The organism is Bifidobacterium sp. UTCIF-39, assembly GCF_006408715.1.
GTDB lineage: Bacteria > Actinomycetota > Actinomycetes > Actinomycetales > Bifidobacteriaceae > Galliscardovia > Galliscardovia tissieri.
On record NZ_JEOG01000007.1, the window covers coordinates 142339 to 162687 of the forward strand.

At 60.8% G+C, this 20349-nt stretch carries 12 protein-coding genes, 1 tRNA gene and 1 pseudogene; 8 read left to right on the forward strand and 6 right to left on the reverse strand.

Annotated features, from left to right (window positions below):
* Positions 1–84: 84 nt before the first annotated feature.
* Positions 85–1023, forward strand: coding sequence for a 3-hydroxyacyl-CoA dehydrogenase (locus EP30_RS04865; RefSeq protein WP_094665228.1), 939 nt, complete (start codon positions 85–87; stop codon positions 1021–1023).
* 123 nt (positions 1024–1146) lie between these two features.
* Here EP30_RS04865 and EP30_RS04870 read toward each other — a convergent pair whose 3' ends face one another.
* The 3 genes from EP30_RS04870 to EP30_RS04880 form a co-directional block, all read right to left on the reverse strand.
* Positions 1147–2628, reverse strand: coding sequence for a DUF1846 domain-containing protein (locus tag EP30_RS04870; RefSeq protein WP_140556630.1), 1482 nt, complete (start codon positions 2626–2628; stop codon positions 1147–1149).
* Positions 2629–2839: 211 nt separating this feature from the next.
* On the reverse strand, positions 2840–4516 hold the full coding sequence (pta, locus tag EP30_RS04875) for a phosphate acetyltransferase (RefSeq protein WP_181160794.1): 1677 nt from the start codon (positions 4514–4516) through the stop codon (positions 2840–2842).
* 246 nt (positions 4517–4762) lie between these two features.
* The gene (locus tag EP30_RS04880) at positions 4763–7240 is read right to left on the reverse strand and encodes a phosphoketolase (RefSeq protein ID WP_094665224.1); all 2478 of its coding nucleotides are present in this window, start codon (positions 7238–7240) and stop codon (positions 4763–4765) included.
* Positions 7241–7701: 461 nt separating this feature from the next.
* On the opposite strand from EP30_RS04880, the gene guaA reads away from it, so the two are divergent.
* From guaA to EP30_RS11325, 5 genes and pseudogenes are all read left to right on the forward strand, one after another.
* A complete protein-coding gene (gene guaA / locus EP30_RS04885) occupies positions 7702–9264 on the forward strand; it encodes a glutamine-hydrolyzing GMP synthase (protein WP_140556632.1) in 1563 nt (520 codons plus the stop codon).
* A gap of 294 nt (positions 9265–9558) precedes the next feature.
* Positions 9559–10788: an acetate/propionate family kinase gene (locus EP30_RS04890; protein ID WP_094665220.1), complete on the forward strand. Its 1230-nt coding sequence runs from the start codon at positions 9559–9561 to the stop codon at positions 10786–10788.
* A 169-nt stretch (positions 10789–10957) separates the two neighbouring features.
* Positions 10958–11539, forward strand: coding sequence for an IS607 family transposase (locus tag EP30_RS04895; RefSeq protein ID WP_140556634.1), 582 nt, complete (start codon positions 10958–10960; stop codon positions 11537–11539).
* Positions 11532–11597: pseudogene (locus EP30_RS11320) on the forward strand (hypothetical protein); the annotation flags it as partial. The gene EP30_RS04895 and the pseudogene EP30_RS11320, both read left to right, overlap by 8 nt.
* A 508-nt stretch (positions 11598–12105) precedes the next feature.
* Entirely contained in the window at positions 12106–12756 is a 651-nt protein-coding gene (locus tag EP30_RS11325; RefSeq protein WP_258185370.1) for a transposase, read from the forward strand.
* Positions 12757–12893: 137 nt separating this feature from the next.
* On the opposite strand, the gene aroA is transcribed toward EP30_RS11325, so the two are convergent.
* Positions 12894–14234, reverse strand: a complete 1341-nt coding sequence (aroA, locus tag EP30_RS04905; protein WP_375137737.1) for a 3-phosphoshikimate 1-carboxyvinyltransferase — start codon at positions 14232–14234, stop codon at positions 12894–12896.
* A 155-nt stretch (positions 14235–14389) separates the two neighbouring features.
* The gene (locus EP30_RS04910) at positions 14390–16129 is read right to left on the reverse strand and encodes a hypothetical protein (protein WP_140556639.1); all 1740 of its coding nucleotides are present in this window, start codon (positions 16127–16129) and stop codon (positions 14390–14392) included.
* A gap of 180 nt (positions 16130–16309) precedes the next feature.
* Here EP30_RS04910 and glgX point away from each other — a divergent pair, with 180 nt between their 5' ends.
* The gene (glgX, locus tag EP30_RS04915; RefSeq protein WP_140556642.1) at positions 16310–18448 is read left to right on the forward strand and encodes a glycogen debranching protein GlgX; all 2139 of its coding nucleotides are present in this window, start codon (positions 16310–16312) and stop codon (positions 18446–18448) included.
* 136 nt (positions 18449–18584) lie between these two features.
* Here glgX and EP30_RS04920 read toward each other — a convergent pair whose 3' ends face one another.
* Positions 18585–19748 (reverse strand): ABC transporter permease, encoded by a 1164-nt coding sequence (locus tag EP30_RS04920; RefSeq protein ID WP_140556644.1) that lies wholly within the window; start codon positions 19746–19748, stop codon positions 18585–18587.
* Between the two features lie 241 nt (positions 19749–19989).
* On the opposite strand from EP30_RS04920, the gene EP30_RS04925 reads away from it, so the two are divergent.
* Positions 19990–20066, forward strand: a tRNA-Pro gene (locus EP30_RS04925).
* The last annotated feature ends 283 nt before the right edge of the window (positions 20067–20349 follow it).

Consider the following 20349-nt stretch of genomic DNA (forward strand, 5'->3'; position numbering starts at 1 on the left):
CTTGTCCGCACGCGGTCTCATTGCCGTTTCGGTGTTCGATGTCGAACGAGGCCCGATCCGCAATCAATGGTGAAAGGATCACATATGAAGATCAGCAATGTCGTTGTCGCCGGTGGCGGTGTGCTGGGTAGTCAGATCGCCTTCCAGATCGCCTATAAGGGATTCCACATGACGGTATGGTTGCGTAGCGAGGCTTCCATCGACCGTGCGAGGCCGAAGTTCGAACGACTCAAGGGCATCTATCTGTCCACACTCGAAGCGATGAAGACCAATCCGGCCGCCTACTGCCGCGGACTCGCCCCCTCCCCCGATCTGACCGCCGATCAGATCGACGAGCTCAAGGCCCAGGTCGAGCAGGCATTCAATGGCATCGAATACACGACCTCCTATGAGGAGGCGGCGAAGGACGCCGACCTTGTGATCGAATCGATCGCCGAGAATCCGCAGGACAAGATCGCGTTCTACACGGAGCTCGCCAAGCATCTTCCGGAGCGGACGATCGTGGTCACCAACTCCTCCACCATGCTGCCCAGCACGTTCGCGGAATACACGGGACGTCCCGGGCAGTACCTTGCGCTGCATTTCGCCAATGAGATCTGGCGGAACAACACGGCCGAGATCATGGGTCATCCCGGAACCGATCCCGCGGCCTACGATACCGTGGTCGAATTCGCCGAGGAGATCGGCATGATTCCCCTCAAGCTCAAGAAGGAGCAGCCCGGCTACATTCTCAACAGCATGCTCGTTCCATTCCTGAGCGCCGCAGAGGCCTTGCTCGCCACCGATGTTGCCGACGTGGAAACGATCGACAAGACGTGGATGCTGGCCACCGGAGCGCCGCTCGGCCCGTTCCGTATCCTCGACATCGTAGGATTGACCACCGCCTACAACATCGGTGCCTTGGATCCGCGCGCCAAGGATCCGAACACCGTTCAGGGGAAGATCGCGGCCATGCTCAAGCGATACATCGACGAGGGCAAGACCGGCATCAACGCCGGTGAGGGATTCTACACGTACAAGTAGCCAGTACTGAAGAAGCCCAAGGAGCCTGCGAACAGCCGTGGCGTGTGATGGTCTCAAGGACACCGGGGGAACAGCCCGTCCCATGATTCATCCCACGCCACGGCTTATCGGCATTCGTGCCGGCTACTTATGGTAGAGGCTCACCCGTTCGTACTTCGGCTCGCAGCACACGTTGATGCCAAGCTTGCGGTACAACGCCTCGTCGGTGGCGGAGATGATGACGGAGAAGAACGCATCGCATCCACGCAGCAGTTTCAGTCCGTCAATCACCTTGGCGGCGGTCGGACTGGTCGCACTCGTAATGGACAGTGCGATCAGGGTCTCATCGGAATGCAAACGGCGATTCACGCTGTGCAAATGGCTGGTCTTCAACTGGCAGATGGGCTCGATGGCCGCCTCGTCGATCACGAGCGCGGACTGGTCCACGCCGGTCACGGTCTTCAGCGCATTCATCAGCAGCGCGCTGGCGGCACCCAGCAGGTCTCCGGTCCTACCGGTGACCACACGTCCGTCCGGCAGCACCATGGCTCCGGCCGGCGCACCGGTCTCCCGTTCCCGGTTCAGCGCGGCGGAGCGCGCCGGCGACAGATTCTCGTCCACGCCGGCCTTCTTCATGATGGAACGCAGTCGTTCCACCTGCTCCTCGCCAAAACCGGTGCGCTTCTCGTTGACCACGGCGGTGAAGTAGCGACGCACGATCTCCATATCGGCCGCCTCACGACACGCCTCATCGTCGCTGATGGCGAACCCGGCCATGTTCACGCCCATGTCCGTAGGACTCTGATACGGGCTCTCCCCCATGATCCGCTCCATCATGGCCTTGAGCACGGGGAACGCCTCAACGTCGCGGTTGTAGTTGACCGTGGTCTTGCCGTACGCCTCCAGATGGAACGGGTCGATGATGTTGGCGTCGTCAAGATCGACCGTCGCGGCCTCGTAGGCGATGTTCACGGGATGGTTGAGCGGAAGGTTCCAGATGGGGAACGTCTCGTACTTGGCGTAGCCGGCTGCGATACCACGGCGATGCTCATGGTAGAGCTGCGACAGGCAGGTGGCGAGTTTGCCGGATCCGGGGCCGGGAGCCGTGACCACGACAAGCGGACGGCTGGTCTTGATGTAGTCGTTGCGACCGTAGCCCTGATCGGAAACGATATGCTCGATGTCATGCGGGTATCCGGCGATCGGATAATGCAGATAGCAGGTGATGCCCAGCCGTTCCAGACGATGGCGATAGGCGTCGGCGGCGGGCTGACCGGCATACTGGGTGAGCACGACCGAACCGACGAGAAAACCATGGGCTCGGAATACGTCGATCAGACGAAGCACGTCCTCGTCGTAGGTGATGCCAAGATCCCCACGAACCTTGGCCTTTTCGATGTGGTTGGCGTTGACGGCGATGACGATCTCCACGTCATCGGACAGACTCTGCAGCATACGGAACTTGGTGTCCGGTTCGAAACCGGGCAATACGCGTGATGCATGGTAATCGTCGAACAGCTTGCCACCGAATTCCAGGTAGAGCTTGCCACCGAATTGCGCGATGCGCTTCCGAATGTTGGCGGCCTGCAATTCGATGTACTTGTCGTTGTCAAAACCCTGTCGCATGAAATCGGCATCCCTTCTCGAACGGCGGTGCAAATGAAAGCATTATAGGGAAAGGCCGGAACTGCGGGCAGGTGTTTCGACACGCCGATCATGGCTCGCGATGCGATCCGCGGCATGGTCGGCGCAGCAACGAAAAGGGGCCATGGCATGAAGCCATGACCCCTATAAACTATGAACGGTTCAGTGACGGAATGTCATTGACGGAACATCATCACTGGGCGGTGACGGCGGTCAGCGCCACGGTGTTGATGATGTCCTCGACGTTGGCGCCACGGGACAGATCGTTCACCGGCTTGTTCAGACCCTGCAGGACCGGACCGATGGCCAGAGCGCCGGAGGAGCGCTGCACGGCCTTGTAGCCGATGTTGCCCGCGCACAGGTCGGGGAACACGAACACGTTGACGTGTCCGGCAACGTCATTGCCCTTGGCCTTGGTGGCGGCCACGACCGGCGACCATGCGGCGTCGAACTGAATGGAACCGACCACGGGCAGTTCTGGATTCTTCTGCTTGACGAGCGAGGTGGCCTCTTCGACCAGATCCACGTCCGGGCCCTTGCCGGAGCCGAGGGTGGAGTAGGACAGCATGCCAACCTTGGGGTCGATGCCGAAGGCCTTGGCGGTCTCAGCGGACTGCAGGGCGATCTCGGCAAGCTGCTCGGCGCTCGGGTTGAGGTTGATGGCGCAGTCGGCGAACACCGCCACGTGATCCTTGAAGCACATGAGGAACGCGCCGGAGACCAACTTCTGGCCGGGCTTGGTCTTGATGACCTGCAGTGCCGGACGCACGGTGTTGGCGGTGGAGTTGATGGAGCCGGAGACCAGACCATCGGCCTTGCCGAGCACCACCAGCATGGTGCCGAAGTAGCTGGCGTCGGTCAGCTGCTTGCGGGCCTGCTCCGGGGTCATGCCCTTCTTAGCACGAAGCTCGCACAGCTTCTCCACCATCGGGGCAAGCACTTCCTCATCGTTCATGGACTGGAAGGTCGCCTTTTCCAGGGAGTTCAGTCCGAGCTCCTTGCCACGGGCCAGGATCTGATCCTTCTCACCAACGATGATCAGGTTGACGATGTCGCGCTCGAGCAGGTAGTCGGCGGCCTTGATGATACGGTCCTCTTCGCCTTCCGGCAGGACGATGGTCTTCTTGGCGGCCTTGGCCTTGTTCAGCAGGTCGGACTGGAAGGCGTACGGCGTGGTGGGCTGGGCGAAGTCCTGATTCAGGGCTGCCAGGATCTGCGCGGCCGGAACGTGGGCCTCGAAGTCGGCGAGGGCGGCCTTGGCTTCCTCTTCGGTGCCGCAATCGTGGGCGGGCACGGTCCACACCGGGGCGGCGAAGTCGGAGAGCGCCTCCTTGACAGACAGGGCCTTCTCGTCATCGCAACCGGTCAGAAACACGCCGGCGACGGTCTGGCCGGCGTCCTTGACGCTCTTGGCGCAGGCCTCGACGGTGGCCTTGGCCTGCTTGGCGTCGCGCTGCAGAGCGCACACGGCAAGGAACACGGGAGCCTTGAGGTCGGCGGCCACGGCGGCGTTGAAGTCGAATGCACCGGGATCGAAGATGCTGCTCTTGTCGGTACCGACAACAACGACAGCTTCCGGCTCAACGGCGGTCACGGCGGCGGAGTACGCACGCACGATATCGCCGCGGGCGCCTTCCTTGTCCTCGCGGGCGGCACAGGGGCACACGCCGACGGCCTGTTCGCGGGTCTGTCCGGCATTGGCAGCTCCCAGCAGCACGTCGGTGAAGGTCTCCTTCTTGCAGGCGGCCGGGCGGAACACGCCCGTCTTGTACTGTCCGGCGAGGGCGGACACAACGCCATAGGCGACTACATTGCGGCCATTGGCGGCTTCCGGGCTGGCGATATACACACTGGTGAGACTCACGGTCATACACTCCTTCGCGAATGGTCAGTTCATTACTGAACTGAGGTGCGGCAACACTGCATTGCAACCTTCACTATTGTAAGTGTGTGAGCGCTTCTCACGGACGATTGTTGTCGTATGTTGTCGTGGTTTGCATCGGCCGTTAACCGATCGGCAAATTCACGAATATGGAAAACCCCTACAACCATTTAGGCTGTAGGGGTTTTCCCGATTCGCTAACGAATCAGACCGTTACCGGTAATGTGACGAATCTCACTCGTTGTCGCCAGCGGTGGCGGCGGTGGCGGAGACGGCACCCGGCAGCTCGGTCTTGACGCCCGGCCACACCCAGTCGGTGTAATCCGGGTGATCGTAGCCGTTGTCGACGGCGAACTGGAAGGCCTCGAGGCGGAAGTCCTCGAGCTTCTTGATCTCGTCGGCGTACTTGTCGGCGTCGACCATGCGCAGAGCCTCAGCGGTCAGCTCGTAACGGTCGATGTTGTTCACGCGCACCATGTCGAACGGCGTGGTGGTGGAGCCCTGCTCCTCGTAGCCGTGGACGTTGAAGTTGTCGTGGTTCGGGCGATCGTAGATCAGACCACGCACGTCGTGGGCGTAGGAGTGGTAGGCGAACAGGACCGGCTTGTCGGCGGTGAAGAGGTCGGCGAAGTCCTCGTCGGACAGGGCCTGATCGTTGTCCTTGGCGGACTGCAGAGCGAGCAGATCCACCACGTTGACGACCTTGAACTTCACACCGAGCTTGTTCAGCTTGTCGGCGGCGGCCATGAGCTCCTGGGTCGGAACATCACCGGCGGAGGCGAGCACAACCTCGACCTCGTCGTTGGAGTGAACGTTGGAAGCCCACTCCCACTCGGCGGCACCCTTCTCGAGCTCGGCACGAGCCTCGTCCAGGGTCTGCCAGGTGGCGGCCGGCTGCTTACCGGCGATGATCGCGTTGATCATGTTGGTGGACTTGTAGACCTTCTCACCAACGGCCAGCAGCATGTTGGCATCGGCAGCGAAGTAGATGCCGATCACGTGGTCGTTGTTGTAGCACTTGTTCAGCAGCACGGAGGTCACACCAGGATCCTGGTGGGAGAAGCCATTGTGATCCTGACGCCACACGTGGGAGGTGACGAGCAGGTTCAGGGAGGAGATCGGCTTGCGCCACGGGATCTCACGCACGGTGGCCTCGAGCCACTTGGCGTGCTGGTTCAGCATGGAGTCGATCACGTGCACGAAGGACTCGTAGGAGCTCCAGATGCCGTGACGACCGGTGAGCAGGTAGGCCTCGAGCATACCTTCCATCTGATGCTCGGACAGCTGCTCCACAACCTGACCGGTGACGTTCATGTGCTCGTCGACCAGATCGGACAGGTAGCCGGCATCCCACTGCTTGTTGGTGACCTCGTAGGAGGCCTGCAGACGGTTGGAAGCGGTCTCGTCAGGTCCGAAGATGCGGAAGGAATCCGGGTTCAGCTTGATGACGTCGCGGGTGTACACACCGAGGCGACGGGTGGCCTCGAGCTGGCCCCAGCCGTGGCCGAACTCCTTGACTTCCTTGACCTCGTAGTCCTCGAGCTTCGGGAGCTTCAGGTCCTCACGGATGCGACCACCGTTGGCGTTCGGGTTCTGGCCGATGCGCAGCTCGCCCTGCGGCATGAACTTGGTGACCTCGGGACGGATGGCGCCGTTCTCGTCGAACAGCTCCTCCGGCTTGTAGGACTCGAGCCAGTGCTTGAGGACGTTGAAGTGCTCCTCGGTATCGCGGGCGGAAGCCAGCGGCACCTGGTGGGAACGCCAGGAACCCTCGGTCTTCTTGCCGTCGATGAACTTCGGGCAGGTCCAGCCCTTCGGGGTGCGGAAGATGATCATCGGGTAGAACGGACGGTGCTTGTCGTCGGTCTGAGCGGCGGCCTTGATGTCGCAGATCTCGTCGAAGACGGTCTCGAACAGCTCGGCGAAGCGACGGTGGATCGACAGGTGATCCTCATCGTCGAAGCCAGCGACGAACTCGTAGGGCTCGTAACCCATGCCATGGAAGAACTCGTGGAGCTCTTCGTCGGAGATGCGGGACAGGATGGTCGGGTTGGCGATCTTGTAGCCGTTGAGGTGCAGGATCGGCAGGACGATACCGTCGGTGCGCGGGTTCACGAGCTTGTTGGACTGCCAGCCGGTGGCCAGCGGGCCGGTCTCGGCCTCACCGTCGCCGACGATGGCCGGCACGAACAGGCTCGGGTTGTTCATCACGGCGCCGTAGGCGTGGGACAGAGCGTAACCCAGCTCGCCACCCTCGTGGATGGAACCCGGGGTCTCCGGAGCGTAGTGGGACGGGATGCCGCCCGGGTAGGAGAACTGACGGAAGAACTTCTGCAGGCCAGCCTCGTCCTTGGTGATGTTCGGGAAGTACTCGGTGTAGGTACCGTCGACGTAGGACTGGGAGGTACCAGCGGGGCCACCGTGGCCCGGTCCCATGATGATCACGGTGTTCTGCTGATGATCAGCGATAAGACGGTTGATGTGGCCGATGAGGAAGTTCAGGCCAGGGGTGGTGCCCCAGTGTCCGACCAGGCGGTGCTTCACGTCCTCACGGGTGAAGGGCTCCTTCATCAGCGGGTTGCTGCGGAGGTAGATCTGACCGATGGAAAGGTAGTTGGTCACGCGCCAGTACTTGTCGACGGCCTCGAGGGTCTCGTCGGAGATCGGAGCGTTCAGCTTCTTCCAAGGGGTGCCAATAACAGGACTCGTCATGTGTACTCCTGTACTTCTGCACTTGATGTGCGATCGGTTATTTTCTCAGGATTGCAATCCCTTGAGTTCCTTGGATTGGAACGTGCAATGAACTGCATTTCCTAATCGTCCTTAATGGTAAAGGAACTCGCGGACTTTTGCATAATCGACCGACGGACTTTTGTTAAGAAATGTTCGAAAAGTTGTCATAGAGGATCGAAACTTGTGCGCTTTCTTCGTTCGCCGAAAAGCCCCGTCAGGCCGATAACTCTTGGGTTTTCGGTTGCCTGAGTTTGCCATGATGTGAAGAAACCGATCACGGGAAGATGCGCAAGCGCTGTTGCATCCGAAGGGCGTGTCGCCGGTATCCGAACGAACAGCATGCGCATGCGAACCCGGACGAACACCTTATGTCGTAATCTCCGGTGATAATCGACACACTGTTTTCTCTACATATCTTCTGAACCCCAAGGGAGGCTCGTATGGCCAAAGGACCGGTTCTCGTCGTCGACTTCGGCGCTCAGTACGCGCAGTTGATCGCACGCCGCGTGCGCGAAGCGCACATCTATTCCGAACTGGTGCCGCACTCCATGCCCGTGGATGAGATCCTAGCCAAGGACCCGCAGGCAATCATTCTTTCCGGTGGCCCCGCCTCGGTATTCGAACCCGGCGCCCCCAGCATCGATACAAAGATCTTCGACGCCGGCGTCCCCGTGCTCGGCATCTGCTACGGCTTCCAGGTGATGGCGCATGAACTCGGCGGCGACGTCGACAAGGCCGCGCTCGGCGAATACGGCAAGACCCCCGCCGTCATCACCGATGCCGAGGGCATCCTCGCCGGCTCCCCCACCGACCAGAGCACCTGGATGAGCCACGGCGTGGCCGTCAACAAGGCCCCCGAGGGATTCAAGGTGCTCGCGCACACCGAGGGCGCCCCCGTCGCCGCCATGGCCGACGAATCCCGCAAGCTCTACGGCGTGCAGTGGCACCCCGAGGTCAAGCACACCCCGCTCGGTCAGGATCTCATTGAAAACTTCCTGCACAAGTGCGCCGGACTGCCTGACAACTGGACCGCATCCAGCATCATCGACGATCAAGTCGCCAAGATCCGCGAGCAGGTCGGCGACGCCGAGGTCATCTGCGGCCTGTCCGGCGGCGTGGACTCCGCCGTCGCCGCGGCACTCGTGCACAAGGCCATCGGTGACCAGCTCACCTGCGTGTTCGTGGACCATGGTCTGCTGCGCAAGGGCGAGGTCGAGCAGGTGAAGCACGACTTCGTCGAGGCCACCGGCATCCGCCTCATCACCGTCGATGCGGCCGACGACTTCCTCACCGCGCTCAAGGGTGTCTCCGAACCCGAGCGCAAGCGCAAGATCATCGGCGAGAAGTTCATCCGCACCTTCGAAAAGGCCCAGCTGCAGGTGCTCGAAGAGGCTGGTGCCCGCGGCAAGGAGGTCAAGTTCCTCGTTCAGGGCACCCTCTACCCTGACGTCGTCGAATCCGGTGGCGGAGACGGTGCGGCCAACATCAAGAGCCATCACAACGTGGGCGGCCTGCCCAAGGACATCAAGTTCCAGCTTATCGAACCGCTGCGCACCCTCTTCAAGGACGAGGTGCGCGCCATCGGCACCGAGCTCGGCCTGCCCGACGAGATCGTCTGGCGTCAGCCGTTCCCCGGCCCGGGCCTCGGCATCCGTATCATCGGCGAGATCACCAAGGAACGTCTCGATCTGCTGCGCGAAGCCGACGCGATCGCCCGCGAGGAGCTCACCAAGGCCGGTCTCGACCGCGACATCTGGCAGTGCCCGGTCGTGCTGCTCGCTGACGTGCACTCCGTGGGCGTCCAGGGCGACGAACGTACCTACGGCTCCCCCATCGTCCTGCGTCCGGTGTCCTCGGAGGATGCCATGACCGCCGACTGGTCCCGTCTGCCCTACGACGTGCTCGCCGCGATCTCCACGCGCATCACCAATGAATGCCGTCAGATCAACCGAGTCGTCCTCGATTGCACCAGCAAGCCGCCGGCAACCATCGAATGGGAGTGATGCAGGGGACTTGCCGATCTGTCAATCAGTCATAGATTGACAGATCGCAAAAAGAGCACAAAAGGACGCCATGGTCTCGGCCGGGCGTCCTTTTTGTAAGTTTGCATGCGCGGACACGAATGCGTCAGGTGTGACATTCCTCACAAATCATTTCGATTCCTTGCGATGTCAATGGTTCCCCAATGAAAAAACTAGGCAAATCACTACCGGAATGTAGCCACCAACGAGTACCCTCGATCAAGGAAGTGGAGCAATTATGCTCCCCAATCACTAGTAGTCATGGAGGAAGCCCTAATGGCGAAAACCGTCCTTGTCATCAACTCCGGCTCCAGCTCGATCAAGTACCAGCTGGTGGATCTCGAAACCGGCGAAGGTATCGCATCCGGTCTGGTTGAGAAGATCGGCGAACCGATCGACGGCAACTACAAGCACGAATACAACGGCGAAAAGCACAAGCTGACCGAGCCGATCCACGATCACGAGGAAGGCCTCAAGCGCGTGCTCGGCTTCTTCAAGGAGTATGGTCCGGATCTGAACGAGTCCGGCATCGTGGCTGTCGGCCATCGTGTGGTGCAGGGCGGCTCCATCTTCCCGCGTCCGGCTCTGGTCACCGACAAGACCATCGGCAAGGTCAAGGATCTGGCCGTGCTGGCTCCGCTGCACAACGGCCCTGAGGCCACCGGCGCCGAAGTCATGCGCACCCTGCTGCCCGACGTGCCGCAGGTCTTCGTCTTCGACTCCTCCTTCTTCTTCCAGCTGCCCAAGGAGGCCAGCACCTACGCCCTGAACAAGGAGATCGCCGATCGTTACCAGATCCGCCGTTACGGCGCTCACGGCACCTCCCACGAGTTCGTTGGCTCCGTGGTTCCCGAGCTCATCGGCAAGCCGGCCGAGGGTCTCAAGCAGATCGTGCTGCACATCGGTAACGGTGCCTCCGCCTCCGCCCAGATCTCCGGCAAGCCGATCGACACCTCCATGGGCCTCACTCCGCTCGAGGGTCTGGTCATGGGTGGCCGTACCGGTGACATCGACCCGGCTGTCGTGTTCCACCTGATCCGCAACGCCCACATGAACGTGGATGAGCTGGACTCCCTGTTCAACAAGAAGTCCGGTCTGACCGGCATGACCGGCTTCGGCGACATGCGCGAGGTCATGCGTCTGGCCGATGAGGGCGACGAGAACGCCCAGCTGGCCCTCGACGTGTACGTGCACCGCATCGTGGCCTACATCGGCAACTACACCGCCCAGATGGGTGGCGTGGACGTGATCACCTTCACCGCCGGTGTCGGCGAGAACGCCTCCCCCATCCGCAAGATGGTCATCGATCGCCTTGCTCCGTTCGGCGTGAAGTTGGACGAGGAGAAGAACAACGTGCACACCTCCGAGCCGCGCATCATCTCCACGCCCGACAGCTCCGTCATCGTGGCCGTCTACCCGACCAATGAGGAGCTTGCCATCGCCCGCAAGTCCGCCGCCATCGCCGCCGAGGGCAAGGACTCCTACGGCAACGTGTTCACCAAGTGAGCATCACTGGCAATCATTGATTGAGTGACGCTAATCCGGTTGTCATTCATGCAGTTCTGCGCATGAATGACAACCGGATTTTTCATATGCTTACTCATACGATGATGGGACTGTCGCATGATGCCGTGTTAACTTGTTTTTCCTTGTTTTGACATGTTATGATTTATTCATGCGTGTGAAGGAATGGGCGGCTCGTGAGGGGTTGAACGAGCAGACGGTGTGGAAGTGGTGTCGTGAGAATCGTATGCCGGTCCCGTTCGAGCGTTCGGGTAGCGTGTGGCTCATCCATGACCCGAAGTATGAGAAGCCCGCTGTTCCCGCCGTGGGTTCGCGTACGGTCTGCTATGCGCGGGTCTCTTCATCCGACCGGAAGGATGATCTGCAGCGTCAGGCGGACCGGTTGAAGGCGTTCGCCATCAATATGGGCGTCGAATCCCCGGAGGTGGTCACGGAGACCGGCAGTGGCATGAACGACAGGCGGCGCAGATTGAACCGAATCCTCGCCGACTCCACGGTGGGCACCATCATCGTGGAGCATCGCGACCGGCTGGCGCGCATGGACGCGGGACTCGTTGAGTCCGCGTTGAAGGCGGCGGGGCGCAGGCTGATCGTCGTGGACGATTCGGAGCTGGATGATGACCTCGTATGTGACATGACCGAGGTGCTGACCTCGTTCTGCGCGCGCCTGTACGGCAGGCATGCCGCCAGGCGCAAGGCGGAGGCCGCGTTGAGGGCGGCTCATGATGCTTGAGGCGGTCAGGGTCGCGTTGGACCCGACCCCCACGCAGGAGCGGCTGTTGGTCGCGCATGCGGGGGCGGCGCGGTTCGCGTTCAACGCGGGTCTCGCCCATGTCAAGTCAATGATCGACGTGCGCGGGAAGCCGGAGTGGTCGCTGTACGCGCTGCGCCGCTGGTGGAACGCCAACAAGGACACGCTGGCCGTGGACGGGAGCGGTGTGCCGTGGTGGCGGGAGAACAGCAAGGAGGCGTACAACAGCGGTCTGGAGGCCCTGTCGAACGCCTTGTCGAACTGGTCGAAAAGCCGCAGGGGGCGACGCAGGGGCCGTCGCGTTGGCTTCCCCCGGTTCAGGGCGAAGGATCGGACAACACCCCGGTTCGCATACACGACCGGCTCATACGGTCTGATCGACGGGGACGCGAACGCGTTGAGACTGCCGCGGATCGGCCGCGTGCACTGCATGGAGAACGTGGCGAAGCGGGTCGGCGATGGTCGGGTGCTGCGCATGACCGTCAGCGCGGCATGCGGGACGCTGGCACGCCGCGCTGACCGTGGAACGGGCCGACAATGCGCCATTGGTGCCTCCGAAAGGCGGTGCGGTCGGCATCGACCTCGGTGTCAAGACGCTGGCCGTATTGTCGGACGGCACCATGATCGCCAACCCACATGCATTGGGGATGAGCGAGCGTCGGTTGAAACGCGCGCAGAAGGCGTTGTCCCGCAAGACGAAAGGCTCGAACCGTCGGCGCAGGGCGCGCGAACGCGTGGCGCGTCTGCACGCGCGCGTCGCCAACCAGCGGCGCGACCTGCTGGACAAGCTCACCACGCGACTCGCCTCCACCTACTCGGACATCTCGATCGAAGACCTGAACGTGCATGGCATGGTCGGAAACCATCGGCTCGCCAAGGCGATCGCGGACGCATCCTTCTTCGAGATACGCCGCCAACTGGAATACAAGACCATGCGAACCGACGCACGACTGCACGTCATCGACCGCTGGTATCCGTCAAGCAGGACATGCTCGAACTGCGGGAGGGTGAAAGCCAAGCTCTCCCTGTCCGAGCGCGTCTACCATTGCGACGGATGCGGACTCGTGATCGACCGCGACCTGAACGCCGCGATCAACATCAAGGTCGCCGGGAGTGCCCCGGAGACCATAAACGCGCATGGAGCGGACGTAAGACCCACCACCCTCCGGGATGGCGGGCGAACCGCGGTGAAGCGTTAACCAAGCAGCCATGACAATGGCATAAGACTTGGAGCGGACACCCGCAAGAGTGTCCTGCAAGCCAAAACAAACTAGCTTGCAACGGTGGCCATCCGATGTGGACGGCCACCCCATCATTGTGTCTGCAAGAGGAAACGTCAGTTAGTCGAAGTGTCCTTTCCCAGCATGGACGTCCACAGTCCGACAAAGTCCGGAATGGTCTTACGCGTGGTCGCCACGTTGACGACATCGATGCCGTCGATGCGCAATCCCAGCATGGCAGCAAACGTAGCCATACGATGATCCGCATACGTCTCCATCACGGCACCATGCAACACGTCCGAGGGAACGGCATCGATATGCAGACCATCAGGCAACTCATGGGCGCTGCCACCCACACGCTCGATCTCCGTGACCAGCGCCTCCAGACGGTTCGTTTCATGACCACGCAGATGTCCGATGCCCACCAGTGATGTCGGAGCGTCGGCGAATACCAGAATCGCGGCCAGAGACGGCGCGATCTCCCCCGCCGCCGAAAGATCGAACTCACCAAGTCCATGAATCGTGCCATCGGATGTGACCGACAACGTTCGCGTCCCGTCGGCCGACACCTCAACGGACACATCGGCTCCCATACGTTCCAGATAACCAGGCAGCAGGCCGCCAGGCTGCGTGGTCGTCTCAGGCCAGTTCGGAACCCGAACCGTACCTCCGGCGATCAACGCCGCCCCAAGGAATGGTGCCGCATTCGACAGATCCGGTTCCACCACCACGCGTTCCGGCAACTGAACGGCACCGTGACGTACCGTCCACGTGTGATCATCCATGGTCACGTTCACACCGGCGGCCGAAAGATCAGCCATGGTCATGCGGATATGTGGCAGGCTGGGCAGATGTTCACCGGTATGGGTCAGGGTCAGTCCGTTTCCCAGCTTCGGGGCGGCCAGCAACAGTCCGGAGATGAACTGGCTGGAGCCGGACGAGTCGATCGACACTGCCCCACCGGCAACATGCTCGGGCGGCGTCAGCGTGAACGGCAACCGACCACGCTCCCCCTCGTAATCGATATGGGCACCCAGCTGTTCCAATCCCTCCAGCAACGGTGCCATCGGGCGCTGGTACGCCTGCGCGTCTCCATCGAACCGCACTGGGCCATCGGCATACAGGGCCAGCGCGGGCACGAATCGCATCACGGTTCCGGCAAGCCCGCAGAACACCGAGGAATTCCCCTTGAACACCCCGTCGGCCGGCGGGACAACGGTGACCGTGGTTTCCTCATGGTCATCGATCCGACATTCCACGCCTAGGGATTCAAGGGCTCCCATCATGAGTTCGGTATCGCGCGAACGCAGGAGACCAATCAAGGTGACCGGCCGCGATCCCATGGCCGCAAGAATGAGATACCGGTTGGACAGGGACTTGCTGCCAGGAATGGTTACCGTTGCATTGAGGGGCGCCGCCGCCTTGGGGGCGCGCCAAAGATCTGTGGAAGCTGTCATGTCTGACATACTAGCGTGAGACATGACGGGGCCCGCGTTCGCATTCCACAAACGCGGGCCCCATCGGAAACGTCAGAGCTTCGGAATTTCACTGCAACGCCGTCGATGCGGCACCGGCAAACACCACACACCGGTGCCGACCATCGACCACGCCGTCACTTCTTGCTCAGCGCATCATGGAATCCGTCCTGCAGCACATCATTGAGATCGTTGAGCGCATCCTCAGGATTCGTCTTGTCCTCGGTCTCCTTGAGCGCCTCGGAGAAGGCGGAATCAATGTCGTAACCATCGGAGCTCAGCTCGTAGAACTGGTCCGACAGCTCGCCCATCTTGTTGTACTCATCAGTGCCGTATCGGATGTTATTCGGATCACCAAGCGCCTGCATCTGGTGGATGAGGTCACCCAGCTTGCCGATGTAGTCCTTCATATCGGTACCGTACTTCGCCACGTCCTTGTCCTTTGCCTTGCTGAGCTCTTCAAGGCTTGTGGAGCAGTCGTTGATGTACTGGTTGTACTTATCGTAGAAGTCGCTGTCGTACAGGCTTGCCGTCGGTGCCGTGGCGCAGGCCTTCACCGACTTGGACATGGGCATTGCGGAATCGGCGAGACCGTTGATGTAGGAGGCGTATGCGTCGGATGCCTTCACATAGGCGTCATACTTGCCCTTGACGTTCTCGTCCTTGAGGAGCTTGTCCTGCTTCCCCAGCTCGGACACCGCACTCTGATAGTCCTTCACCTTCTCCTTGAGACTCGTGATGTCGCTATCTTCGATGTTCTTGGACGGATCGTAGCTCACGGCGTACACATCATTGAGCTTCGTCCTGATGCTGTAGTACTTCGTGCTGATCTTCGACGTCTGGTTCAACGCATTGGTGTAGTCGTCCGCGGTCGGCTTGCCACTGGGAAGGAAGGCGAGCACGACCAGCACGATGACGACGAGCGCGGCGATGCCACCACCGATGCTCAGTCCCAGAACCAGCTTCTTGTTGGGCTTCTTCTGAGCCGGGGGCATGGGCGCACCATACGGCGGCTGACCCTGCGGAACCTGACCGGGGCCGGACTGCTGGAATCCGCCATACGGCGGCTGGCCGCCGACGGGGGGAACGCCGGGGCCGGACGGGCCAGCACCGGGAACCTGAGGTCCGCCAGCCGGCTGGGACGGCACGGCCGAAACCGGGGGAACCGGTCCCGCGGCAAAGGGGTCGGACACGGGCTGAGCGGGCTGAGCGGGCTGAGCAGGCGCGTCCAACGAAGAGGAGTCGTCAGTAGCAGGCGATGCCGCCGCTCCATCAAACGGTTGCTGCGTTCCTGCTGACGTCGGCTGCTCAGCGGAGGGAACCTGCAACGGTGCAGTCGGCTGAGACTGCGGCTGCGCGACCGGGCCGGTTGTATATGGCGGGACACCAAATGGGTCGGAGGATCCGGCCACATTGGCGTCGTGTCCGGCACCGGCGTCAAACGCCGCCGGCTGAGCAGACTGCGCTCCCGATTGCTGAGGCTGGAACGGAGACGAATCCGGAACCGGAGTCTCGAACGAGTGACCAAACGGCTGCTGCGTCACGCCGGGCTGATCAGGCTGTCCGGACTGGAACTGTGAAGAATCCTGACCCTGACCGTAGCCGCCGTAGGCAGGCTGGCTGAACGGCTGCCGATCGTAGGACTGCTGTGGCGAATAGGGCTGATACGGCTGCGTGGCTTGCGGCAGCGGTGTTCCCGTTCCGGACTGATAGGTGCCAGAAACGGCGGAATCAGGCTGCTGAGGAAATGCGGACGCCCCCGAAACCGACGGACCCCCCATCGACGGCTGCTGTCCAGCTCCTTCATCGGTCGCCGCACTGTCCGGCGGCACATACTGCGAGTCGCCGTCCCCAACCGGCTTGTATCCATCTGTCATGGCGAAAACTCCTTCGTCTCTTCGCTATTGAGTGGTGCACCCCTATTTTAACAACGTGACCGTTCACACTCGGGGATTGGAACGCCGGGAATCTCACAGAACCAGTACACATCACATACGATTCATCTCCGGTTCACTCGCGAACGAGACTTTGTGACACGGTAATGCGATACTGTAAGTATGCAGATCAGACCTGGTTCAATGTATCCATTGGGAGCTCGCTACGATGGCGCAGGAGTCAATTTTGCCCTGTTCTCGGAAGCGGCCGAAAAAGTGGAACTCTGTCTGTTCGACGCGGACGACAACGAGACCCGCATTGAAATGACGGAACAGAATTCCTACGTATGGCACAACTATCTGCCGGGCATCCAACCGGGACAACGGTATGGCTACCGCGTCTACGGTCCGTACGACCCCAACAACGGCCATCGTTGCAACCCCTCCAAGCTCCTGCTCGACCCCTACGCCCGAGCCATCCAGGGACACATCGACGACGATGAAAGCCTGTACTCCTACCACTTCAGCGATCCTGACAATGAATACAACATGAACACCATGGATTCGGCGCACCACACCATGAAGTCCGTGGTCGTCAATCCGTTCTTCGACTGGGGCAACGACAAACACCCCAACATCCCCTACCACGATTCGGTGATCTACGAGGCCCACGTTCGCGGCATGACCAACCTGCGCAAGGACGTCCCGGCCGAGATCCGCGGCACCTACGCCGGTCTCGCCTACCCCACCGTGGTGAACTACCTCAAGGAACTCGGCATCACCGCGCTCGAGCTCATGCCGATCCACCAGTTCGTCAACGACTCCTTCCTCACCGAAAAGGGACTGAGCAACTACTGGGGATACAACACCATCGGATTCTTCGCTCCGCACAACGCCTACTCCAGCTCCGGAGAATTCGGCGAGCAGGTCAACGAATTCAAATCCATGGTGAAGGCCTACCACGAAGCCGGCATCGAGATCATCCTCGACGTGGTGTACAACCACACCGCCGAAGGCAACCACCGCGGCCCGACACTCAGCCTTCGCGGTATCGACAACCGCAACTACTATCGTCTGGTGGACGGCGATTACGCCCACTACTTCGACACCACCGGAACCGGCAACTCCCTGCTCATGCGCTCGCCGCACGCGCTGCAGCTCATCACCGACTCCCTGCGGTACTGGGTGACAGAGATGCACGTGGACGGCTTCCGATTCGATCTTGCCGCCACACTCGCCCGTCAGTTCCAGGAGGTCGACAAGCTCTCCGCGTTCTTCGATATCGTGGAACAGGATCCGGTGCTCTCCCACATCAAGCTGATCGCCGAACCGTGGGATCTGGGATCCGGCGGTTACCAGGTCGGCGGCTTCCCGTCCAGCTGGTCCGAATGGAACGGCCGCTACCGCGATTGCGTGCGCGACTTCTGGCGCTCGCAGCCGTCCACGCTTCCTGAATTCGCCAGCCGACTCATGGGAAGCTCCGACCTGTATCAGGCCAACGGACGTCGACCCGTCGCCTCGGTGAACTTCATCACCGCGCATGACGGTTTCACCCTCAACGATATGGTCACGTACAACGACAAGCACAACGAGGCCAACGGCGAGGGAAACCGAGACGGCGAATCCCACAACCGTTCCTGGAACTGCGGCGTGGAAGGCCCCACCGACATTCAGGATGTGAACTGCCTGCGTCATCGCCAGCGTCGCAACTTCCTCGCCACGCTGCTGGTCAGTCAGGGCATTCCGATGATCTGCGGCGGCGACGAGGTGGGACGCACCCAGCAGGGCAACAACAACGCCTACTGCCAGGACAACGAGATCTCATGGACCGACTGGGAGCTTGATCAGGACCGTCGCGACCTGCTCGAGTTCACCAAGAAGTTCATCCATCTGCGTCTTGACCATCCGGTTTTGCACCGCAGGCGTTTCTTCACCGGACGCGCCGCCGGCGATACCTCGGATCGTATCCCGCAGGCCGAATGGTTCGATCATACCGGTGAGGTCATGGACCGCGAGGATTGGGGCAACACCCACGCCCTGTCGGTGATGGTGTTCCTCAACGGCAAGGACATTCCCGAAACCGACTGGTACGGCTCCCCCATGACCGACAACAGCTTCCTGCTGATCTTCAACGCGCACTATGAGCCGATCGTGTTCAAGCTGCCCGAGGAGAAGTACGGATCCACGTGGACGCTGGTTGCCGACACGTTCAATCCGAAGGGACCGGAGCTCACCTACGAGGCGGGTTTTGTGATCACCGCTCAGCCGCGTAGCTTCCTGGTACTGATGAGCGCCAAGCGCTCGCACAAGCTCATGGACTAAGATGCTTGGCCCGGATTAGGCCAAGGTTCAATGGTTCGCTAGCGGAACCGCCTCCCTGATATAACCGGCGGTCTGCATACCGGTCGATCAACCGACACGGTGTGTGGACCGCCGGTTGGTTATTTCTCAGTTCCGCTCAGTTCTGCGGGGAGATGCGCGACTCGGGCGGCACGACACTCACCGGACGATCCGCCGTCAACTGGGCATACACACGGTCCGCCTCAATTGCCGCGATCTGTCTTGAGAACACGATGAACCAGCCCATGAACAGAATGCAGGCAAGCGCCTCCACATTGGTAAGTGTTGTGCCGCCCTGTAACCAGTTGAGTCCTGCCACCACAACGGCGACAATGATGAGATCCGATACCACGTATATGGCCCGGGACAATTGCGGCGCAAGCCATGGCAGGAAGATCATGAGCAGGCTCATCGGCAGGCTCAGTCCGCGCGCGAATACGTTGTGCAGGATGGGATGCGGGGTGTATCGGAAGAATCCGACTCCGGCGAAACAGATGCCGGCCAGAGTAAGCAGGATGGACATGCAGAGGATTCGTGCCCAGAAATGCGGAATGTCGAATTCAGCCCCCGGTTCGTCACCGACCTTGGGGGCTTCGGTGTTGTTCGCCGCCCGCCATTTAAGTCGCATGCGTTGCGTGGTGATGAGTTCGGAGATGGCGAAGTAGCTGAGGATGATCACGCAGATGCCGGCCAGGATCAGCGTCGAATTGAACATGCGCGCGGCGAATGTGGTGCGGTCGCCGAGTTGGGAGAAGTTGTTCTTCCACCAGTTGGGGTCATCGGTGGTCAGTCCGGCGGTGCTGACGCCGGATACGACAAACAGCGGTAGCAATGATGCGATGGTCCGCGAATTCAACGTATCGGCCTGTACGAATACCACGTATCCGACAATGCCTGAGAATATGGCGGTGACGGTGGAAATGTACGTGGAGAATATGGCGATGCCCATTGTGCCGTTGATGATCTCCATCATCGCGTAGACACTGAGAAACACGGTTGCCGCGTAGACCACGGATAGGGATAAAGTCTCGAACGCGCGGCGAATCGGCACGATCCATCCTCGCTTGAGACTCCACGACCGTGACTGACGTGTGTATCCTACGATGAATGCGATGACGGCGCATGCGGCGACCACACCTGCGCATACGGCGAAGAGTCGGCCTGAAATCATCCAGATGGCCGACGCGAACGTGCGATAGAGCTCCATGATCAGACCGGATGCGAGCGTACAGACCAAGGATGCGATGAGTCCAAGCGTCTCCGCCTGCTGATGCCTGCCCATGGGCCCCCGTTTCTTGGTTTCTCTCCGCCATTGCTTCTTCCCGTTGATTATAGGTCGTGTCGGTTGCGGAGAGCATTCGGCGGGAAGATCATTCGGTGATTTCTGTTTTTCGACACTAAGGAAAACAGCCCGTCGTAAAAACTTCGAGGTGACACAAGGACGACACGCGGGTCTATATGGGTTATACTGGTGATTCGTGTTCATGCACGGTCGGCATTGTCTCGATCTTGTACGGACGCATCGGGCTGTAGCGCAGTTTGGTAGCGCGCCTGCTTTGGGAGCAGGATGTCGCAGGTTCAAATCCTGTCAGCCCGACCAAAAGCCCTACTCCCGCTTGGGATGTAGGGCTTTGTCATATTTCCTCGAACAGGCTGATGGTAACACTGGATAACAATGACCACAGACCATCGCCGGTTATGACGTTCGGCTTACGGAATGCAGTCAGAACGGTTTGTCGGAGACACCGAGCGCTAGCCAGTCGGCGCAGGCTTGGGCGATGGCGCGCGGAGATTCGACGGCACCTCCCTCGAGCCACTTGATGAGGATGTTGAACATGGCGCCGGCGACAAAGTAGAGTCGGTATTGGCCGATGGATCCCATG

What these genes read in the sequence shown, in the direction of transcription:
- EP30_RS04865 (WP_094665228.1), top strand. Translation starts at nt 85, where the DNA reads ATGAAGATCAGCAATGTCGTTGTCGCCGGTGGCGGTGTGCTGGGTAGT.
- EP30_RS04870 (WP_140556630.1), bottom strand. Translation starts at nt 2,628, where the DNA reads ATGCGACAGGGTTTTGACAACGACAAGTACATCGAATTGCAGGCCGCC.
- pta (WP_181160794.1), bottom strand. Translation starts at nt 4,516, where the DNA reads ATGACCGTGAGTCTCACCAGTGTGTATATCGCCAGCCCGGAAGCCGCC.
- EP30_RS04880 (WP_094665224.1), bottom strand. Translation starts at nt 7,240, where the DNA reads ATGACGAGTCCTGTTATTGGCACCCCTTGGAAGAAGCTGAACGCTCCG.
- guaA (WP_140556632.1), top strand. Translation starts at nt 7,702, where the DNA reads ATGGCCAAAGGACCGGTTCTCGTCGTCGACTTCGGCGCTCAGTACGCG.
- EP30_RS04890 (WP_094665220.1), top strand. Translation starts at nt 9,559, where the DNA reads ATGGCGAAAACCGTCCTTGTCATCAACTCCGGCTCCAGCTCGATCAAG.
- EP30_RS04895 (WP_140556634.1), top strand. Translation starts at nt 10,958, where the DNA reads ATGCGTGTGAAGGAATGGGCGGCTCGTGAGGGGTTGAACGAGCAGACG.
- aroA (WP_375137737.1), bottom strand. Translation starts at nt 14,234, where the DNA reads ATGACAGCTTCCACAGATCTTTGGCGCGCCCCCAAGGCGGCGGCGCCC.
- EP30_RS04910 (WP_140556639.1), bottom strand. Translation starts at nt 16,129, where the DNA reads ATGACAGATGGATACAAGCCGGTTGGGGACGGCGACTCGCAGTATGTG.
- glgX (WP_140556642.1), top strand. Translation starts at nt 16,310, where the DNA reads ATGCAGATCAGACCTGGTTCAATGTATCCATTGGGAGCTCGCTACGAT.
- EP30_RS04920 (WP_140556644.1), bottom strand. Translation starts at nt 19,748, where the DNA reads ATGGGCAGGCATCAGCAGGCGGAGACGCTTGGACTCATCGCATCCTTG.